Raw genomic sequence first — 18,482 nt, 5'->3', positions numbered from 1 at the left:
GGGTTCTTTGCCCTGCACCCGGCGCTTGCGCCGTTGTTGCCGCTTTGGCGCGCGGGCGAAATGGGCTTTGCGCCTGCCGTATCCACGCCCTATCGCGACAAGCGCAGCCATTTCGACGGGCAGGACATGCTGGAGGCGGGGACTGGAACCGACCTTGATCTGGTCCGGCAACGCGATGGCTGGCTGAACCGGCTGCTGCAACACATGCCGGGCGCCCGGTCCGAGACCGCCTATGCCGTGGGGACCGAGAACATGCGCATCGTCTCGGGGCCGGCCGAGGTTCGAAGCTGGGCCCCCGAGATCGACATCCGGCTTAGCCCGCAGGCGCAGATGCTGTTGCAGCATGTCTATCACGACGATCCGCTGTTTCGCGATGCGGGCGACGAGGCGATGGTGATCGCGGGCGAACGGATCGGCCGGGTGCAAGAGGATCGCGGCCCGACCCGTGGCGCGCGCGAACTGGCGCAATTCGCGGCGGGACGGCTGAACGGGGCGACGCGGATCGCGACATTCTCGCTGGCGGGCTGGGACAGCCACGCGCGGCAGCCGATGGTTCTGGGCAAGGCGCTGGACCGGCTGGCCGCAGCGATCCTGACCCTGCGCGAGGGGCTGGGGCGGAACTGGTCCCGGACGACGGTTCTGGCGATGACCGAATTTGGCCGCACCGCGCGCGAGAATGGCAGCGGCGGCACCGATCACGGCACTGGCGGCGCGATGCTGGTGGCGGGCGGAGCGATCCGGGGCGGGCAGGTTCTGGGCGGTTGGCCGGGATTGGCCGAGGCCGATCTGTATGCCGGTCGCGACCTGACGCCGCTGGCCGACATCCGCGCCTATGCTGCCTGGGCCTTGCACGATCTGTTCGGCACCGGCCGCGATGTGCTGGAAACCGCTGTTTTTCCCGGCCTGTCGATGGGGGACAACCCGCGTATCCTGGGCTAAGCGCTGTTCAGGGCAGGCGCGCGATGCGTTCCGCCAACAATGCAAACAGCGCGTCGCGGTCGGTATGACGGAGGAACAGCGCATTGGCGGGCCGGTCGCTGACGCCCCACCAGTCGGCGACGGTCATTCCGGCGGTAAATTCGCCCTTCGTCTCGATCTCGACATTGATGCGCCGCCCGGTGAACAGGCCGGGGTTTATCAGCCAGGCGATGGTGCAGGGATCGTGCAGGGGGGCGCCCTGACTGCCGTATTTTTCCTTGTCGAACCTTTCAAAGAAATCCGTCCAGCTTGCGACGGCGGGGCCGCTGCGGTTGGGCAGGGCGCGCAGCGTCTCGACCCAGTCGCGCGAGGTCAGCGCCTCATGCGTGGCATCCAGCGGCATCACCACCAGATCGACGTCCGCGCCGAATACGATCCGCGCGGCCTCGGGATCGACATGGATGTTGAACTCGGCGGCGGGGGTGACATTGCCAACCTCGAAATAGGCACCGCCCATCAGCACGATCTGTTTGATCCGGCTGATGATGTCGGGGGCGCGCTGAAAGGCGCTGGCAATATTGGTCAGTGGCCCGATGGGAACCAGAGTGACGCTGCCCTCGGGTTCGGTCCGCAGCGTGTCGATGATGAAATCGACAGCATGCTGCGCTTGCAGAGGCATTGCGGGCGCGGGCAGATCGACCCCGTCCAGCCCGGTCTTGCCATGCACATGCTCGGCCGTGATCAGCTTGCGCGTCAGGGGCGCGTTGCAGCCCGCAAAGACCGGTATATCGGCGCGGCCCGCCAGTTCCAGAATCTTGCGCGCATTCAGTTCGGTCAGGGCCAGCGGCACATTTCCCGCGACGGCGGTGATGCCCAGAACCTCGATTTCCGGGCTGGCCAGCGCCAGCAGGATCGCGACGGCGTCGTCCTGTCCCGGATCGGTGTCGATGATGATGTTCTGGGCCATGTCCTCTGCCTTCCGTACCTGTTCCGGTTGCCGTTGTGCTCTGTCCCGCAGGAAAGCGCCAGTCCCATCTGCTTGCGGATCGCGTTGGCCATCAGCGGTCGGGGTGGTATGGGATGACCCGCAAGGCGGAAAAGAAGGGGCGCGGGATGGACGATCTGGAACGGTTGATTGCACAGGCGCGTGGGGACGAACCCGCCGATCTGGTCTTGCGGGGCGGGCAGGTTCTTGACCTGATCACCGGGCAGATGATCCGGGGCGATGTGGCAATTTGCGGCGGACGGATCGCGGGAATCGGCGATTACCGTGCCGCGCGGGTGATCAACGTGACCGGCCTGACGCTGGTGCCGGGTTTTATCGACACGCATCTGCATGTCGAAAGCAGCCTTGTGACGCCGTTCGAATTCGACCGCTGCGTCACGCCTCGGGGTGTGACCACCGCCATCTGTGACCCGCACGAAATCGCAAATGTCATCGGGCTGGAGGGCATCACCTATTTTCAGCGCGCCTCGGAACATCTGCTGATGGATCTGCGTGTACAGCTTTCAAGCTGTGTGCCCTCGACCGGCATGGAAACTTCGGGCGCGCGGATCGAGGCAGTTGATCTGGCGCGGGTGATGGGCCATCCTTCGGGGATCGGGCTGGCCGAGTTCATGAACTATCCCGGCGTGATCCACCGCGATCCTGCGGCGATGGCCAAGCTGCGGCTGTTCGCGGGCGGCCATATCGACGGCCATTGCCCGCAACTGTCGGGGCACGACCTGAACGCCTATGTCGCCGCTGGTATCCGCACCGAACACGAGGCGACCACCGCCGCCGAGGCGCGGGAAAAGCTGCAAAAGGGTATGCGGGTGCTGATCCGCGAGGGCTCGGTCAGCAAGGATCTTGAGGCGCTGCAACCGCTGCTGACGGAACGGACCGCCCCCTATATGTGCCTGTGCACCGATGACCGGAACCCGCTGGACATCGCCGAACACGGGCATATCGACTATATGATCCGGCGGCTGATCGCGATGGGCACCCCGCCGCTGGCCGCCTATCGCGCCGCCAGCCTGTCGGCGGCCGAGGCTTTTGGCCTGAAGGATCGCGGGCTGATCGCGCCGGGGCTGCGGGCCGATATTGTGGCGCTGGACGGGCTGGAGGGCTGTCACGCGCAGCTTGTGCTGGCGGCGGGACGGGTCGTGGATGACGCGGCCTTTGCCGCGCGCGAGACGGTGCCGCCCACCGGGCGCGGATCGGTCAGGGCGCCGCAGGTCGATGCGGCCAGCTTTCGCTGCGCGGAAAACCGGGCTGAAACCGATGTGATCGGGATTGTCGAAGGCCAGATCATCACCCGCCATCTGCGCCACGACATCCCGCCGCAGGATGGCGACAAACGCCCCGATCCGGCCCGCGACCTGATGCGCATCGCCGTGATCGAACGGCATGGCAAGAACGGCAATATCGCCACAGGCTTTGTACAGGGCTTCGGGATCAAGCGCGGGGCCATTGCCTCGACGGTGTGCCACGACCACCACAATATCGCCGTGGTCGGGGCTGATTACGCCGACATGGCGCTGGCCGCGAACCGCCTGTCCGAAATCGGGGGCGGCTTTGTCGTGGCAGAGGGCCGCAGGGTGCTGGCCGAACTGGCGCTGCCCGTCGCCGGACTGATCAGCCTTGAACCCTTCGAGGCGGTGCGCGACAGCCTGACCCGCCTGCGCGAGGCCGCGACCAGCCTTGGTGTGGCGCTTGAGGAACCGTTCCTGCAACTGGCCTTCCTTGCCCTGCCGGTCATCCCTGCGCTGAAGATCACCGATCGCGGCATGGTGGATGTCGAAAGGTTCGAGATCATCGCCGGGACGGAATGACGCCCCGCTCGCCTGTCGCACGGCCCTTTGCCGGGCAGGGATGGCAAGTCGATATCAGAGCCTGACGACCTGCATCCGATCTTGTTGTCGGGCTTCAACTTTCTGATTTGACGCTGATGCTGCACAAAGCTGCTTTCGTCAGCTATATGTCAGGCGGGCTGTGGCTGTCCGGTGGTCAGTGCGCTGAAGCGGCCGCCGCTGAAGACCAGAGGCATGGCGGTCTCGTCGCGCTCAAGGTCGATGACATGACCGATGAACAGCGTGTGGTCGCCCGCCTCGATTTCCTGCGCTACCTCAGTCATGAACACCGCAACCGCGCCCGGCACCACTGGCAGCCCGCTGCGATGGCCAAGGATTTCCGCAAGGTCGGGGTTGTGGCGGCCCGCGAAATGCATCGCGACATGTTCCATGTCATGCGACAGGATGTTGACTGCATAGCGGCCCGAGTCCCTGATCTTTTCACGCATGCGGCTGTCACGGTCCAGCGAGATGGTGATCAGCGGTGGATCCAGCGACACCGACATGAAGGCATTCGCCGTCATGCCGTGATCGCCCTCGTCGGTGGTGGTGGTGATGACGGTCACGCCGGTGACGAAACTGCCACAGGCATCGCGCAGCGCGCGCGCATCAATTCCTGACATTGAAGTCCTCCCTGAGCCGGAAATCTGTGGTCGAAAGCTGGTGGCGGGGCGGCGCGGGTGCCGCCCCGATCCGTCACTGGAACCCGGCCTTCAGGCGGTTGATGTCCCACGGGTTGATCATGTCCGGCGCGGTCCAGCCGCCAAGGTCATAGTCGGACATATAGTCGCGCACCATCTGATGCAGTGTCTCCATCTCGCCGGTGGCTTCGGTGGTCAGCATCGTCTCGATGCGGATATTTTCGTAATTGCCGGCATAGTTGGTTTCGTACAGCTCGTGACGGCCGCCAAATTCCGATCCGATCGCGTCCCACAGCAGTTTCAGCAGCTTGACGCGATCCAGCGCGACGATTCCGTTCGATCCGCGCACGAAACGTTCCAGATAGGGGCGCACGGCCTCGGATTCGAAATCCAGCGCGGATGACGGCAGATAGATCAGCCCCGAGGCGACATGCCGTTCGATCAGCTCCTTGATCCTTGTATAGGCCATGGGCGCGAAGATGCGGGTGGCCAGCCCGTAATTCATGTTGGGCAGGCAGAACCCGTCCGTGCCCTGCCAGGGGATCGGGCTTTTCACCATCGCATCCGACATGCCCCAGAACAGGTTGCGCCACGCCAGAACCTCGCCCACGGCGGTCTGCGGGCCGCGGAACGCGCGCGAGCCGGTCGCCTCAAGCGCCATCGAGAACAGCCCGGCAATGAAATCCAGCTTGACGGCAAGCCGGGTGCAGCCATGCAGCGTAAAGCGCGGCACAAAGCCCGAGGCGGGGAAGAAGGCGTTGATCTTTTCGATGTCGCCATAGATGAACACGTTTTCCCACGGCACCAGAACCTTGTCAAAGACGAGAATGGCGTCGTTTTCGTCAAGGCGGCTGGACAGCGGGTAATCGAAGGGCGTGCCCATTACCGCCGCGTTCAGTTCATAGGACGAACGGCTGATCAGCTTGACCCCCTGACTGTTCATCGGGGCTGTAAAGATCAGGGCGAATTTCTTTTCTTTGATGGGAATGCCGTAATGGGCGATGAAATTGTAGTGGGTCAGCGCCGATCCGGTCGCCACCACCTTGGCCCCCGATACGATCAGCCCGGCATCGGTTTCCTTTTCGACCTGCATGAAGACATTGCCGGTGTCCTCGATGGGCAGGTGGCGGTCGATGGGCGGGTTGACGATGGCATGGTTCCAGTAATCCACCCGTTCCTGCGTGCGTGCATACCACGTCTTGGCGTTGCCCGCATATTCGCCGTAAAAGCCCGCATTCGCGCCCAAAGTGCCCAGAAAGGCCGCCTTGTAATCGGGCGAGCGCCCCATCCAGCCCGCCGCGACCCGCTGCAACCCGGCCACTGCGTCGCGCCCTGCGACCAGCTCTGCCGATGTCTTGGGCCCCTTGAAGAACGGATGCGTCCACCCGCCGGAACCCGTGTCCGTGGGGCTGCCCAGTTCATCCTTCTTCGCATGAAGCAGATCGTACCAGCGCGCCACCATCCGCGAGGAATTGCGAAAGGCGGGGTGCCGGGTCACATCCTTGACCCTTTCGCCATGTACATAGATTTCGCGGTCGTCCTGAATGCTTTCCAGATACTCGGCACCGGTATAGGGCGCCAGCTTTGTGGTGGTCTGGTCCTTCATGTCTGATCCTCCATCCGAGACATCTTGCCGTCCCAGAATGGGTGAGGGGGTCAAAGACCGGAAGGTATCGCGCGATACCGCGCAATTTTCCGCCATTACCGGATATGGTTGCCAAAAAAATGATCGCAGGGGGAAAAAATGAAGACAATCCGGAAAATTGGCGCAGTTTTACGGAACTTTACCGCAATGCGACCGGAACATACCACGACCGAGCTGGCGCGGCTGATCGACAACTCGATCAGCGGGACGCATGATCTGGTCAGCGGGCTGGAACAGATCGGGCTGCTGCGCAAGGTTGCGCGCGGGCGCTATCGGTTGGGACCGCTGGTCGCGACGCTGTACCGCGCGCTTGAGGATTCATCGGCGCTGGTCGAGGCTGCGCGCCCGGTCATGGACCAGCTTGCCGCCGATCACGGCGAGACGCTGCACCTGACCATGCATGATCAGGGCCGGCTGCTGGTCGTCACGGCGGTCGAGGGCAGCCGCCCGCTGCGCGTCTCGCGCGAGGTGATCGGGCCGTGGCTGCCGCTGCATGATTGCCCGCCGGGGCTGTTGCACCTGTCGGGCTTGTCCCATGTGCGGCTTGAGGCCTGGCTGGATGAACATGCGCGGCCGGGCGGTCCCATTGCCTCGCGGTCGCGATTCCGCAGCGATCTGGCAATGCTGGCCAAGGAGGGCTTTTCCCTGGGGCCGCTGACGACCGAGCCGGACGTGATCTGCGCCGCTGCGCTGGTGCAGGACCACGCGCATGTGCCTCAGGCGGTGCTGTCCATGTCGGTCCCCCGCAGCCGCCACGAACGCCAGCCCCGCGCCTTCCGCACCATCACTTATGATGCCGCCATCAGAATCTCGCGCCGTCTGGGGTATGACGAAGCGCGTGCCTGACCCCGGCCGACAGTGAAGGGGCCGACAGTGAACGGGCGGGAAGGGGGTGCGGGCCGGGCAAAGCCCGACCCGCCCGCTGCCGCCCGGCCGGGCGCGCGCTTCGCGCGCAGGCTGGCTGCGGACAGCGAGGTCGGGTACGAAAACAGCTCCACCACCCGCCGTTGCGCGAAAAGCAGGGGGTCCGGGGGGTGCAACCTCCCCGGCCATCGCGGGACGCAAATCTGCTGCGGTGCCATTATACCTGAACCTCTGTGCAGAGCGGGCCAGCGGCATAGGGACATGCGAATCCAGCCCCGTCCGGGCAGGGGTGACGTCCCGTTCCTGACGTGTCCCCGGCCCTTGCGCTGCACTGCCGCATCGATACTATGCTGCAAGTGCAAAGAAGGGCGGTGCGTGAATGGAACAGAAAACGATCAATCTGGCATTGCAGGGCGGCGGAGCGCATGGGGCCTTTGCCTGGGGCGTTCTGGACCGGCTGCTGCAAGAGCCATGGCTGGAGATTGCGGCTATCAGCGGCACTTCGGCGGGGGCGCTGAACGGGGCGGCGCTGAAGGCCGGGCTGGCGCGCCACAAGGGCCGGCCGGGGCGGCAGGCTGCGCGCGACAATCTGGATTATCTGTGGGGCGAGGTCGGCGGGATGAGCGATAACCGCCTGATCCACTGGATGTGTTCGATGATGCCCATGCCACGCGGCTTGCAGCGCTGGACCGAGCTGTTTTCCCCCGCCGCATGGCTTGAGGGGATGACGCGGTTGTTCAGCCCCTATGATTACGGTCCGCTTTACGTGAACCCGCTGGGGCCGCTGCTGCGCGAGATGCCATGTCCCGATTTCACCAATACGCGCGGTCCCGACCTGTTCGTCGCGGCAACCAATGTGCGCAGCGGGCGGATTCGGGTCTTTACCGGGCTTGAGGCGACAAGAGACGCGGTGATGGCTTCGGCCTGCCTGCCGACGCTGTTCCGCGCGGTCGAGATTCCGAACCCCGAAACCGGCTCGCTGGATGCCTATTGGGACGGCGGATATACCGGCAATCCGGCGCTGTTTCCGCTGTACCGGCGCGATCTTCCGCGCGACATCGTGATCGTGAACATCAACCCGCTGCTGCGCGACACGCTGCCCAAAAGCCCGGCGGATATTGCCGACCGGGTGAATGAGGTCAGCTTCAACAGCTCGCTGATGTCGGAATTGCGGGCCATCAATTTCGTGAAAAAGCTGCATGCCGAGGGGCGGCTCAGCGACCGTGCGATGAAGGATCCGCTGATCCACATGATCCTGGACGACGCGCTGATGAACGACCTGTCGGCGCGGTCCAAGATGATGCCCGCCTGCGGCCTGCTGGAACGGATGAGGGACGCGGGCCGGAAGGCGGCGGACCGGTTCCTTGACGATCACGCCGATACGCTGAACGTTCAGGATTCCGTGGCGCTGCCCGAACTGCTTGGCGATTCCGGCATCGTCGGATAGACCAGCCCCGCCGAGACGACCAGCTTGGCGGCGTCCTCGACGCTCATCTCAAGCAGGGTAAGCTCGTCGCGGGGGACATAGATCAGAAAGCCCGAGGTCGGGTTGGGCGTGGTCGGCACAAAGACGGCCAGAAGATCGCCGCTGACATGATCCAGCAACTCGCCCTTGGCGGGGCCGGCGACAAAGCCGATGGCCCACAGACCCCTGCGCGGATATTCGATCAGGCAGGCGCGGTCGAACCGGGCCTCGCTTTGCGACAGGATCGTCTCGGCGATCTGCTTCAGTGCGCTATAGACCGAACGGATGATCGGCATGCGCGCCACGATCCTTTCGCCCAAGCGCAGCAGCGATCGCCCCGTCCAGCCCTTGGCCAGCCAGCCGATCAGCACCGTGAACAGCAGAAAGACCAGCACGCCAAGGCCGCGCAGATCGATGCCGATGTAATGCTCGGGCCGCCAGCGGGCCGGGATCAGCGGCAGAACCCAACTGTCCATCCAGCCGGTCAGCGTCCAGATCAACCAGACCGTGATGCCAATGGGCGCGATCACCACAAGTCCCGCCAGAAAATTCGAGCGCAGCATTGCCAGCAGGCCGGGACGGCGCGGCGTCAGAGGGTTGGGGTCACGCATGGCCCGATAGGACCAGCGTGATCCCTCAGGTCAAGCCGCTTTCGCCATCTCGACCGCAATCTCGGCTGCCAGCCGCGCATTGTTCAGGACAAGGGCGATATTCGATTGCAGCGAATGGCCGTCGGTCAGTTCGAAAATGCGTTGCAGCAGGAAAGGCGTCACCGCCTTTGCGACGACGCCCTTCGCGTCGGCCTCGGCCAGCGCCTGCGCGATCACCGGGCCAATCCGGGCCTGCGGAATTTCGTCTGCGGCAGGGATAGGATTGGCAACCAGTTGCCCGCCGGTCATCCCCAGCCGCGCCCGCATACCGGCGGCAGAGGCGATCTCTGCCGCGCTGTCCATACGCAGCGGCGCGGGAATGCCACTGCCGCGCGACCAGAAGGCGGGCAGTTCGTCCTGCCCATAAGCGATGACCGGAACGCCCAGAGTCTCCAGCACCTCCCATGTCTTTGGCAGATCGAGAATCGCCTTGGCCCCCGCCGCTACAACCGTCACCGGGGTCCGCGCCAGTTCGTGCAGATCGGCCGAAATGTCAAAGCTGTCCCCGGCCCCGCGATGCACGCCACCGATACCCCCCGTCGCAAAGACGCGGATGCCGGCCAGATGCGCGCAGATCATCGTCGCGGCCACCGTGGTCGCGCCGGTGCGGCCATTCGCCAGACAGACGGCCAGATCGGCCCGGCTCAGCTTCATCGCTTGCCCCGGCGGGGTCCGCGCCAGCGCCTCAAGCGCCGGGTCGTCCAGCCCGACATGGATCCTGCCCCCCATGACGGCAATGGTGGCGGGCGTCGCTCCTCCCGCGCGGATGACCGCCTCGACCTGCCGCGCCATGTCCAGATTCTGCGGCCAGGGCATGCCATGGGTGATAATGGTCGATTCCAGCGCAACGACCGGACTGCCTGCGGCCAGAGCCTCGGCAACATCGGGGGAATGGGTAAGAGGGGCTTGGGACATCGTCGGGCTCCTGTCTGGGCCGGTTATCGCGTTGCAATCCTGACTGTCTTTAACCGATCAGACCGGTCTCGCGCCACCGTCAGGGGGCAGGCGTCATGCGGGCGGAAAGGCGGATGCTCCGCCTGATGACGCGCGAATTTCTGCGCGGGTTTAGCCGGTTTTCAGGATTTTGTCTGAAAACCGGTCTCCACTTTTTGAAAATCCTGCTTAGGTTGAGATGAGCAACAGGAGAGCCGCATGAATCCCGAACTGACCCGCTGGACCGGCCCCGAGGGGCTGCCACGTTTCGATCTGATCCGTGACGAGGATTTCGCCCCCGCCTTCGGGCAAGAACTGGCCAGGGCCGAAGCCGCGTTCGAGGCGATTGCCGGAAACCCTGAACCGGCAAGCTTTGCCAACACCCTGGCCGCGCTTGAGACCGTGGATGAGGGGCTGAACCGGGTTCTGGCCATTTTCTATACGCTGGCCGCCGTCGATTCGAACGACATGCGGCAGACGCTGCAACGCGATTTCGCGCCACGGCTGGCGGAATATGGCAGCAAGACCAGCATGGATCCCCGGCTTTACGCGCGGGTCAAGACGGTCGCGGCGGGGGCTGCGGATCTGCCGCCCGAGGATGCGAGGATCACCGAACTTGCGCTGCGCGATCTGACGCGCGCCGGTGCCGGGCTGACGGGCGCGGCGCGCGACCGGATGGCCGCGATTCGCAGCCGCATGGCGGTGCTGACCACCGATTTCGCCCAGAACGTGCTGGCCGATGAACGAGATTACGTCCTGCCCGTGCCGGATGACCGGCTGGACGGTCTGCCCGATTGGCTGATCCGCGCGATGCGGGCGGCGGCGAAAGAGCGGGGGCTGACCGGGCAGGTCGTAACGCTGAGCCGGTCGCTGATCGTGCCGTTTCTGGAACATGCCGGCGACCGCGCGTTGCGCGAGGTGGCGTTCCGGGCCTGGGCGGCGCGCGGATCGGGCGAGGGCGCGGGAGGCTCGGCCACCGACAACCTGCCCTTGATCGCCGAAATTCTGGCGCTGCGCCATGAACGCGCGCAATTGCTGGGTTACGACGATTTCGCCGCCTTCAAGCTGGAACCGGAAATGGCGGGCACGGCGGACCGGGTCGAGGATCTGCTGATGCAGGTCTGGGGTCCGGCCACGCGGCGCGCGGCGGCGGATGAGGCAAAGCTGACCGCGATGGCGCGCGAGGACGGTGTCAATGGCGCGCTGGAACCATGGGACTGGCGGCTTTACGCGGAACGGCTGCGGCGGCAGGTCCATGATGTCGATCCGGCAGCGGTCAAGCCCTATCTGACGCTGGATGCGATGCTGGGGGCGGTGTTCGACGTGGCCAACCGTCTGTTCGGGTTGGAATTTCAGCCGGTCGAGGCTTCGCTGTGGTCGCCCGATATACGGGCATGGCGGGTGACGCGCGGCGGGCGGCTGATGGCGGTGTTTCTGGGCGATTACTTTGCGCGGCCCTCGAAACGGTCGGGGGCGTGGTGTTCCGCCCTGCAATATCAGCACGGCATTGGCGCGGGGCAGCGGCCCATCGTGGTGAATGTCTGTAACTTCACCCCGCCCGAAGAACCGGGCGCGCCCGCTTTTCTGTCATGGGACGATGCGCATACGCTGTTTCACGAATTTGGCCATGCGACCCATCACATCCTGTCTGATGTAAGCTGGCCCTCGATCGCGGGAACCTCGGTCGCGCAGGATTTCGTGGAACTGCCCAGCCAGTTGTATGAACACTGGCTGGAACAGCCCGAGGTTCTGGATGCCCATGCGCGGCATTTCGAGACGGACAGGCCCATGCCCGCCGATCTGCGTGACCGGGTGATCGCGGCGGGCAAGGCGGATGCGGGGTTTTCGACCACCGAATATCTGGAAAGCGCGCTGGTCGATCTGGCCTTTCACCGTGGCGTGCCGCATGCCGACGCGATGGCGCGGCAGGCCGAGGTTCTGGCCGGGCTGGACGCCCCCCGCGCCATCCCGATGCGCCATGCTACCCCTCATTTCAGCCATGTCTTTGCCGGGGACAGCTATGCCAGCGGCTATTACAGCTATATGTGGTCAGAGGTGATGGATGCCGATGCTTTCGCGGCCTTTGAGGAAACGGGCGACATTTTTGACCGGGGCGTCGCGCGACGGTTGGAAGAAACGATCCTGTCGCGCGGTGGTTCCGCCCCGGCAGACAAGCTGTGGATCGCCTTCCGCCAGCGGATGCCGGGGGTGGATGCGCTGCTGAAGGGGCGCGGGCTGGTCTGACCGGGTGGCTTGCGGGCAAGGGGGGTGCCGACCTTGCGGTCGGCGTCTTGCCAGACAGGCCGGGGGCGCGCCGCTGACGCGGCGCGCGGTCGGTTGTGGATGGGCGCGGGGCCGCTGTCAAATGGACCTTGTGGTGGCGGTGCGATGCCCGTTGATTCCGGGCCGGGTCTGCTGTCCAGCCGTCGTCCCAACGGCGGCTGTATCCGCGCCTCGGGCCTTAAGGAACGCTCGTTCACCGGGGCCGTCCGTACAAGTTTCCGCTTTTACGCCGATGCTGCGCCAACCTGGTCATCAGATGGCCTTTCGCCAGCTATACTTTGTTGCAAATTGCGGTTTCGGGAGGGTTCTTCATGCCAGAAAAGCTCGATTTCAAAAAGATTTTGAAGCCGATGTTTCGGCCTCCTGTCGGAGAGTTTGTAGAAATAGAACTGCCCGAGATGCGTTTTATCATGGTGGATGGAGCAGGCGATCCGAACACGGCAGCGGCCTATCGCGCGGGTTTGGAATGGCTTTATTCTGTCAGCTATGCCATGAAATTTGCAGCAAAGAACACGCTTGGCCGCGACTATGTCGTCCCTCCGCTGGAAGGGCTGTGGTGGGCCGACGATCCGGCGGATTTTGTACGGCGGAACAAGGATGCATGGTACTGGACCATGATGATCATGGTGCCTGATTTCGTCACGGAAGAGATGTTCGTCGCCGCAAGGGAAAAGACGATGCCAAAGCTGGGTGCCGTACCCGACAGCTTTCGCCTTGCATCCATGCACGAGGGACGATGCCTGCAAACCATGCATATTGGCAGTTACGACACTGAAGGCCCGACGCTGGCGCGACTGCACGAACAGATCATGCCAATGCGCGGGCTTACCTTCAACGGACCCCATCACGAAATCTATATCGGCGATCCGCGACGGGTTGCGCCGGATCGGCTGAAAACCGTGCTGCGCCAGCCCGTAAAACCCCTTTGAAGACAGGGCACGGCATGTTCAGCCCGGATTCGGGGCGCGGGCGGGGTCAGGGTGGGGCGCGTGTCAGGGGTGCCGCGATCAGTCGCGGGTTTCGTCGCGGTCCACGCCCCAGATCGCCGATTTGAGAAGCCAGCCACGTTCTCCGCCGCCTGTCACCCGGCACCAGTCGGGTTTGCATTCGCCAAGCCGGACGATGGCCCCCGCTTCGGCCCGCGCCACCACATCGGCCTGCGGGTCAGGCCGCGTCCGCAGCTCTGCCATGTCCTGCGTAACCAGCGCCGTGCGTACCCCCGACAGCAGCGCGTAATGCACCCACCCCCCCGCGCCGTCGCGGTCCTCGACCCGCCGCCAATGGCCAAATTCGGCCACCACCCGCAGCGGCATTCCGGCATGACGAAAGACCCAGTCGATCCGGTGCGACAGGCTGGGGCCGCGCCGGGCATTGCCTTCGTTGCCCTTGAGGCTGACATAGCGGGGCAGCGGCAGGTTCGTCACCGAGCCGCGCTGACCGCCCGCCGCACCATCCGAGGCGGGCGTATTCTGCGCAAGCACCAGCGGCGCTGGCCGGGCCGCTGTCGGTGCCTCTTGTGTCCGGCCCGTACCGATGCCTGCGATGATCACTGCAATCAGCGCCACTCCGGCCGCCGCACCCCATCCGAAACCCGTCCGTCCCGCCATCCGTATTCCGTTCCTGCCTGCCCGTCCGGTTCCCCGGATGCCTGTTACCGCCTACATTATCCGCCCGCGGTTGCCACGATTACATCACGACAATGGCCTTCCCGAGGGGTTCGGACCGTTTCGGGGTCTTGTGCCTGCCCCGCAACGCAGGCAGTTTGCCAAAAGCAAACCGGCATTGGAAGTGTGCCGCCGACACGACTTCGAGAAAGTGAGGTTATCATGCCCGCCGCCAGCCCGAATTCGCCACGCCCGAAACTGCGGGTGACAGTGACCCGTCGCCTGCCCGCGCCGGTCGAGACCCGCATGAAGGAGCTTTTCGACGTCATCCTGCGCGAGGATGACCGGAAGATGACGCGGGACGAACTGGTCGAGGCCATGAAGAACAGCGATATTCTGGTTCCGACCGTGACCGACCAGATTGATGCGAACATGTTGGCGCAGGCGGGTGAGCGGCTGAAGCTGATCGCCAATTTCGGGGCGGGGGTCGATCATCTGGACGTGCAGTCGGCCCGTCAGCGCGGGGTTTTGGTGTCAAACACGCCGGGCGTCGTGACCGAGGATACCGCCGACATGACCATGGCGCTGATTCTGGCCGTGACCCGTCGCATCCCCGAGGGGCTGGCCGAGATGCAGGCCGGGCGCTGGGGCGGGTGGGCCCCGACCGCGCATCTGGGCGGTCGCGTCGGTGGCCGCAGGCTGGGCATTCTGGGCATGGGCCGGATCGGTCAGGCGGTGGCGCGGAGGGCCAATGTCTTTGGCATGCAGGTGCATTACCACAACCGCAAGCGGCTGCGCCCCGAGATTGAGGACGAGTTGCAGGCGAATTACTGGGAAAGTCTGGATCAGATGCTGGCCCGGATGGACATCATCAGCGTGAACGCCCCGCACACGCCCTCGACCTTTCACCTGCTGAACGCGCGGCGGCTGAAGTTGCTGAAGCCGACAGCGGTGGTGGTCAATACCTCGCGTGGCGAGGTGATCGACGAAAACGCGCTGACCCGGATGCTGCGCGCGGGCGAGATCGCGGGCGCGGGTCTTGACGTGTTCGAGCACGGGCACGAAATCAACCCTCGTCTGCGCGAATTGCCCAATGTCGTCCTGCTGCCGCATATGGGCAGTGCCACGGTCGAGGGCAGGAACGAGATGGGCGAAAAAGTCATCATCAATATCAAGACCTTCGCCGATGGGCACCGGCCACCTGACCTGGTCGTGCCTTCAATGCTGTAACGGACCAACCAAATGACACTTGCTTCCGCCATTCCTTCGTCCGGAGGCCGCAGCGCTATGCGCATGGCGGTTTCGGGTCTGTTCTTTGTGAATGGTATCTTCGTGGGCAGTTGGGCGCCCAAGATCCCGGTGCTGATGCACCGGCTTGAAATTTCCGAGGCCGTGACCGGGCTGATCGTGCTGCTGCTGGGGCTTGGCTCGATCTCGATCATGCCGGTCTTTGGCGCGCTGACGGCGCGGCGCGGGTCGGCCCATGCCGTGCGGCTGGCTGCGATCCTGCTGACGCCGGGTCTGCTGCTGATGTCGCTGGCTCCGAATTTGCCGCTGGTCGCGGTTTCGGTGTTTCTGTTCGGCGGCATGGTGGGCGGCATGGATGTCGCGATGAACGCCAATGCCGTTGCGGTCGAACGTGTCCGCCGCCGCGCCATCATGTCATCCTGCCATGGCTTCTGGAGCCTGGGTGCCCTGATCGGCTCGGGTGCGGGCGGGATCGTGATCACCTGGCTGGGCGAGATCGGGCATGCGCTGCTGCTGACCGCGCTGTTTGCGGCCTCGCTGGCGGTGCTGCTGCCGCAAATCCTTCAGGACCGGCCCAAGCTCACCGATCATGTCACGCATCGGCGCGGCCTGCCGCGTTCGCCGCTGCCCTATCTGATCGGGTTGATGGCGCTGTGCGCGATGGTGCCCGAAGGCGCGATTCTGGACTGGGCGGCGGTTTATCTGCAAAAGGAAATGGGCGCGTCGCTGTCGCTGGCGGGCTGGGGCTTTGCGGCCTGCGCTGCGACCATGGCTGCGATGCGCTTTGCGGGTGACGTCATTCGCCAGCGTTTCGGCGCCGAACGGACCCTGCGCGTCAGCGTGGTGATCGCGATTACCGGGATGGGCGTGGCGGGGGCGGCCTCGAACGCGCCGATGGCGATCATCGGCTTTGGGCTTGCGGGCCTTGGCATCGCCAATCTGGTGCCCATCGCCTTTTCGGCGGCCGGAAACCTGCCGGGAATCGCGCAGGGGGTCGGGCTGTCGGTGGTGACGATGATGGGCTATTCCGGGATTCTGCTGGCCCCCGGAAGCATCGGCTTTCTGGCGGAAAAGACCAGCTTTTCGCTGATTTATCTGGGGCTGGCCGTGTTGCTGATGGTGCCGCTGCTGCTGTCGCCGCTGATCCGTTCAGCCGATTTCGAGGCGGAAATGCCGCGTCCCGACTGACCCCCCTTTGCCGCGATTTTGCCGCCCGCCGGATAGGGTGCCCCTTGTCCGGGCGGCGGCGATTCATATCAGCCGCCCCGCAGGAACCGGCGCATCACGCGCTCCAGCTTGGTTGCGCCAAGGGGGGCCATGGCCTTGGTGTGGTCGTGGCTGATCGCCTCGTCCGACATACCCGCACCCATATTCGTAATGACGGAAATCGCGGCGCAGCGCAGGCCCAGAAACCGCGCGAGGATGATTTCCGGCACGGTGGACATGCCCACGGCGTCGGCCCCCAGAATACGGGCGGCGCGGATTTCGGCGGGGGTTTCAAAGCTGGGCCCCGAGAACCAGCAATAGACGCCCTCGGGCATCTCGATCCCTTCGGCCCGCGCCGCCGAGGCCAGCCCGGCGCGCATCCGTGCGTCATGCGCATCGGTCAGAGGCACAAAGCGCGCATCGGTCCGTTCGCCGATCAGCGGATTCGTCCCGGCAAAGGCGATGTGGTCGTTCAGCAGCATCAGCCCGCCCGGCGGAATATCGGCGCGCAGCGACCCCGCCGCGTTGGTCAGGATCAGCCGCTGACACCCAAGGGCTGCCAGCACCTCAAGCGGAAGGCGCATGGCATCCGCGCGTCCCGATTCATAGTAATGCGACCTGCCACCAAAGACCGCGACCCGCCGCCCCTCAAGCTGTCCGATCACAAGTTGCGGAACATGGCCCGACACGCCCGCATGGGGAAATCCGGGCAAGTCATCATAGGGAATCGCAACGCCCGTGACCTGTGCGGACAGATGGCCAAGGCCCGATCCCAGGATCAGGCCGAACTCTGGCGGTTGATCGCCCGCGCGGCTGCGGATGAGGGCGGCAAGTTCAGCGCTCTTTGACATAGGGTTCTCCGCCCGCACGTGGCGGGATGGCGCGGCCGACGAAACCGGCCAGAATGATCACGGTCAGAATATAGGGCAGCGCGTTCATGAACATCGACGGAATGGTGATCGGGCCGATATCCAGATTGGGATAACGGTTGGCGATCGCCTCCAGCAGGCCGAACAGGAAGGTCGCGAACAGCGCGTTCCATGGTTTCCATTTCGCAAAGATCAGCGCGGCCAGGGCGATAAAGCCGCGCCCGGCGGTCATTTCCTTGACGAAACCCGCCGACAGGCCGGTCGCCAGATAGGCCCCGGCAATGCCGCACAGCACGCCGCAGATGGCGATGGCGGCAAAGCGCAGCCGCGTGACCGACACCCCCGCCGTATCGACCGAGGCCGGGTTCTCGCCCACGGCGCGCAGGCGCAGCCCGAACCGGGTGCGGAACAGCACCCACCATGTCAGCGGCACGCAGGCGAAGGCCAGATAGACCAGCGCGGTGTGCCCGGAAATCAGGTCGGCATAGACCGGGCCGACAAAGGGCACGCCGCGCAGGGTTTCGGCAAAGGGCAGGGTGATTTCGCCAAAGCGTCCGCCCCCGGTCAGCGCCGGGGTCCGCCCGCCGAGGCCGAAAATCTTCTGCCCCAGCAGCACAGTCAGCCCCGAAGCCAGAAAGTTGATCGCCACGCCGGAAATCAACTGGTTGCCGCGAAAGGTGATCGAGGCTGCGCCATGGATCAGCGACAGCGCCATCGACCCGGCGATGCCCGCCAGCAGCCCCAGCCACGGGCTGCCGCTGACATAGGCGACCGAGGCGGCGGTAAAGGCTGCCATCAGCATCTTGCCCTCAAGCCCGATGTCAAAGACCCCCGCGCGTTCGGAATAAAGCCCCGCCAGACAGGCCAGCAGCAGGGGCGTCATCAGCCGCACCGCGCTGTCGAGGATCTGGATGATCGTCGCGAAATCCATCACGCACGCCCCCGTCTGCGCATCGCCAGGAACAGCCGTTCCAGCGGCATCCGCACCATGTTGTCCAGCGCGCCGGTGAACAGGATCACCAGCGCCTGAATGACCACGATCAGCTCGCGCGGGATGGATGTCCACAGCGCCAGCTCGCCCCCGCCCTGATAGAGGAACCCGAACAGCAGCGCGGCCAGGAACACGCCGAACGGGTGGTTGCGGCCCATCAGCGCGACGGCGATGCCGATAAAGCCTGCGCCCTCGACCGCGTTCAGGACCAGCCGCACGGCCTCGCCCAGGACGTGGTTGAGGGCCATCAGCCCGGCCAGCCCGCCTGCAATCAGCATCGCGCTCACCGGGATCCGCAGCGGCGAGATGCCGGCATAGACCGCCGCCGGCTCG

The 18,482-nt window shown here is 64.9% G+C and carries 17 protein-coding genes; 8 read left to right on the top strand and 9 right to left on the bottom strand.

Features of this window, described 5'->3' with window-relative positions; genetic code table 11:
* Nucleotides 1–939: DUF1501 domain-containing protein (locus tag ACK5L9_RS01535; protein WP_416909683.1), on the top strand; the 939-nt coding region annotated here is incomplete at its 5' end.
* Between the two features lie 7 nt (nucleotides 940–946).
* Here the strand turns inward: ACK5L9_RS01535 and ACK5L9_RS01530 are convergent.
* A complete protein-coding gene (locus ACK5L9_RS01530) occupies nucleotides 947–1,885 on the bottom strand; it encodes a nucleoside hydrolase (RefSeq protein ID WP_416909682.1) in 939 nt (312 codons plus the stop codon).
* 146 nt (nucleotides 1,886–2,031) lie between these two features.
* Between ACK5L9_RS01530 and ade the strand changes: the two genes are divergently transcribed.
* Entirely contained in the window at nucleotides 2,032–3,732 is a 1,701-nt protein-coding gene (gene ade, locus ACK5L9_RS01525) for an adenine deaminase (RefSeq protein ID WP_416909685.1), read from the top strand.
* A 149-nt stretch (nucleotides 3,733–3,881) separates the two neighbouring features.
* Here ade and ACK5L9_RS01520 read toward each other — a convergent pair whose 3' ends face one another.
* Together ACK5L9_RS01520 and ACK5L9_RS01515 are read right to left on the bottom strand one after the other, a co-directional pair.
* Nucleotides 3,882–4,373 (bottom strand): flavin reductase family protein, encoded by a 492-nt coding sequence (locus tag ACK5L9_RS01520; RefSeq protein ID WP_416909681.1) that lies wholly within the window; start codon nucleotides 4,371–4,373, stop codon nucleotides 3,882–3,884.
* Nucleotides 4,374–4,446: 73 nt separating this feature from the next.
* Complete coding sequence (locus ACK5L9_RS01515) at nucleotides 4,447–5,997, bottom strand: 4-hydroxyphenylacetate 3-hydroxylase N-terminal domain-containing protein (protein ID WP_416909680.1); 1,551 nt, start codon at nucleotides 5,995–5,997, stop codon at nucleotides 4,447–4,449.
* A 138-nt stretch (nucleotides 5,998–6,135) separates the two neighbouring features.
* Here ACK5L9_RS01515 and ACK5L9_RS01510 point away from each other — a divergent pair, with 138 nt between their 5' ends.
* Nucleotides 6,136–6,882: an IclR family transcriptional regulator gene (locus ACK5L9_RS01510; RefSeq protein ID WP_416909679.1), complete on the top strand. Its 747-nt coding sequence runs from the start codon at nucleotides 6,136–6,138 to the stop codon at nucleotides 6,880–6,882.
* Nucleotides 6,883–7,279: 397 nt separating this feature from the next.
* Complete coding sequence (locus ACK5L9_RS01505; protein ID WP_416909678.1) at nucleotides 7,280–8,347, top strand: patatin-like phospholipase family protein; 1,068 nt, start codon at nucleotides 7,280–7,282, stop codon at nucleotides 8,345–8,347.
* Here the strand turns inward: ACK5L9_RS01505 and ACK5L9_RS01500 are convergent.
* Both ACK5L9_RS01500 and ACK5L9_RS01495 read right to left on the bottom strand, forming a co-directional pair.
* A complete protein-coding gene (locus ACK5L9_RS01500; RefSeq protein ID WP_416909677.1) occupies nucleotides 8,293–8,976 on the bottom strand; it encodes a DUF502 domain-containing protein in 684 nt (227 codons plus the stop codon). The genes ACK5L9_RS01505 and ACK5L9_RS01500 overlap by 55 nt on opposite strands.
* 30 nt (nucleotides 8,977–9,006) lie before the next feature.
* Nucleotides 9,007–9,930 carry a pseudouridine-5'-phosphate glycosidase gene (locus ACK5L9_RS01495; protein WP_416909676.1) on the bottom strand — a complete coding sequence of 308 codons (924 nt, stop codon included), beginning with the start codon at nucleotides 9,928–9,930 and terminating at the stop codon, nucleotides 9,007–9,009.
* Between the two features lie 237 nt (nucleotides 9,931–10,167).
* On the opposite strand from ACK5L9_RS01495, the gene ACK5L9_RS01490 reads away from it, so the two are divergent.
* Nucleotides 10,168–12,192: a M3 family metallopeptidase gene (locus ACK5L9_RS01490; protein WP_416909675.1), complete on the top strand. Its 2,025-nt coding sequence runs from the start codon at nucleotides 10,168–10,170 to the stop codon at nucleotides 12,190–12,192.
* Between the two features lie 389 nt (nucleotides 12,193–12,581).
* Nucleotides 12,582–13,160 carry a GyrI-like domain-containing protein gene (locus ACK5L9_RS01485; RefSeq protein WP_416909674.1) on the top strand — a complete coding sequence of 193 codons (579 nt, stop codon included), beginning with the start codon at nucleotides 12,582–12,584 and terminating at the stop codon, nucleotides 13,158–13,160.
* A gap of 78 nt (nucleotides 13,161–13,238) precedes the next feature.
* On the opposite strand, the gene ACK5L9_RS01480 is transcribed toward ACK5L9_RS01485, so the two are convergent.
* A complete protein-coding gene (locus ACK5L9_RS01480; protein ID WP_416909673.1) occupies nucleotides 13,239–13,838 on the bottom strand; it encodes an SH3 domain-containing protein in 600 nt (199 codons plus the stop codon).
* 219 nt (nucleotides 13,839–14,057) lie between these two features.
* Here ACK5L9_RS01480 and ACK5L9_RS01475 point away from each other — a divergent pair, with 219 nt between their 5' ends.
* The gene (locus ACK5L9_RS01475; protein WP_416909672.1) at nucleotides 14,058–15,065 is read left to right on the top strand and encodes a 2-hydroxyacid dehydrogenase; all 1,008 of its coding nucleotides are present in this window, start codon (nucleotides 14,058–14,060) and stop codon (nucleotides 15,063–15,065) included.
* A 12-nt stretch (nucleotides 15,066–15,077) separates the two neighbouring features.
* A complete protein-coding gene (locus ACK5L9_RS01470) occupies nucleotides 15,078–16,271 on the top strand; it encodes an MFS transporter (RefSeq protein WP_416909671.1) in 1,194 nt (397 codons plus the stop codon).
* 68 nt (nucleotides 16,272–16,339) lie between these two features.
* On the opposite strand, the gene ACK5L9_RS01465 is transcribed toward ACK5L9_RS01470, so the two are convergent.
* The 3 genes from ACK5L9_RS01465 to ACK5L9_RS01455 form a co-directional block, all read right to left on the bottom strand.
* Nucleotides 16,340–17,140: a purine-nucleoside phosphorylase gene (locus ACK5L9_RS01465; protein ID WP_416909670.1), complete on the bottom strand. Its 801-nt coding sequence runs from the start codon at nucleotides 17,138–17,140 to the stop codon at nucleotides 16,340–16,342.
* Entirely contained in the window at nucleotides 17,124–18,089 is a 966-nt protein-coding gene (locus tag ACK5L9_RS01460) for an ABC transporter permease (RefSeq protein WP_416909684.1), read from the bottom strand. The genes ACK5L9_RS01465 and ACK5L9_RS01460 overlap by 17 nt, the downstream gene beginning before the upstream one ends.
* A partial coding sequence (locus ACK5L9_RS01455; RefSeq protein ID WP_416909669.1) for an ABC transporter permease subunit occupies nucleotides 18,089–18,482 on the bottom strand: 394 nt, incomplete at its 5' end. The genes ACK5L9_RS01460 and ACK5L9_RS01455, both read right to left, overlap by 1 nt.

The sequence above is a fragment of the Paracoccus sp. (in: a-proteobacteria) genome, assembly GCF_047973135.1.
In the GTDB taxonomy this organism is placed as follows: Bacteria; Pseudomonadota; Alphaproteobacteria; order Rhodobacterales; family Rhodobacteraceae; genus Paracoccus.
This window is presented reverse-complemented; position numbering and strand designations above follow the sequence as displayed.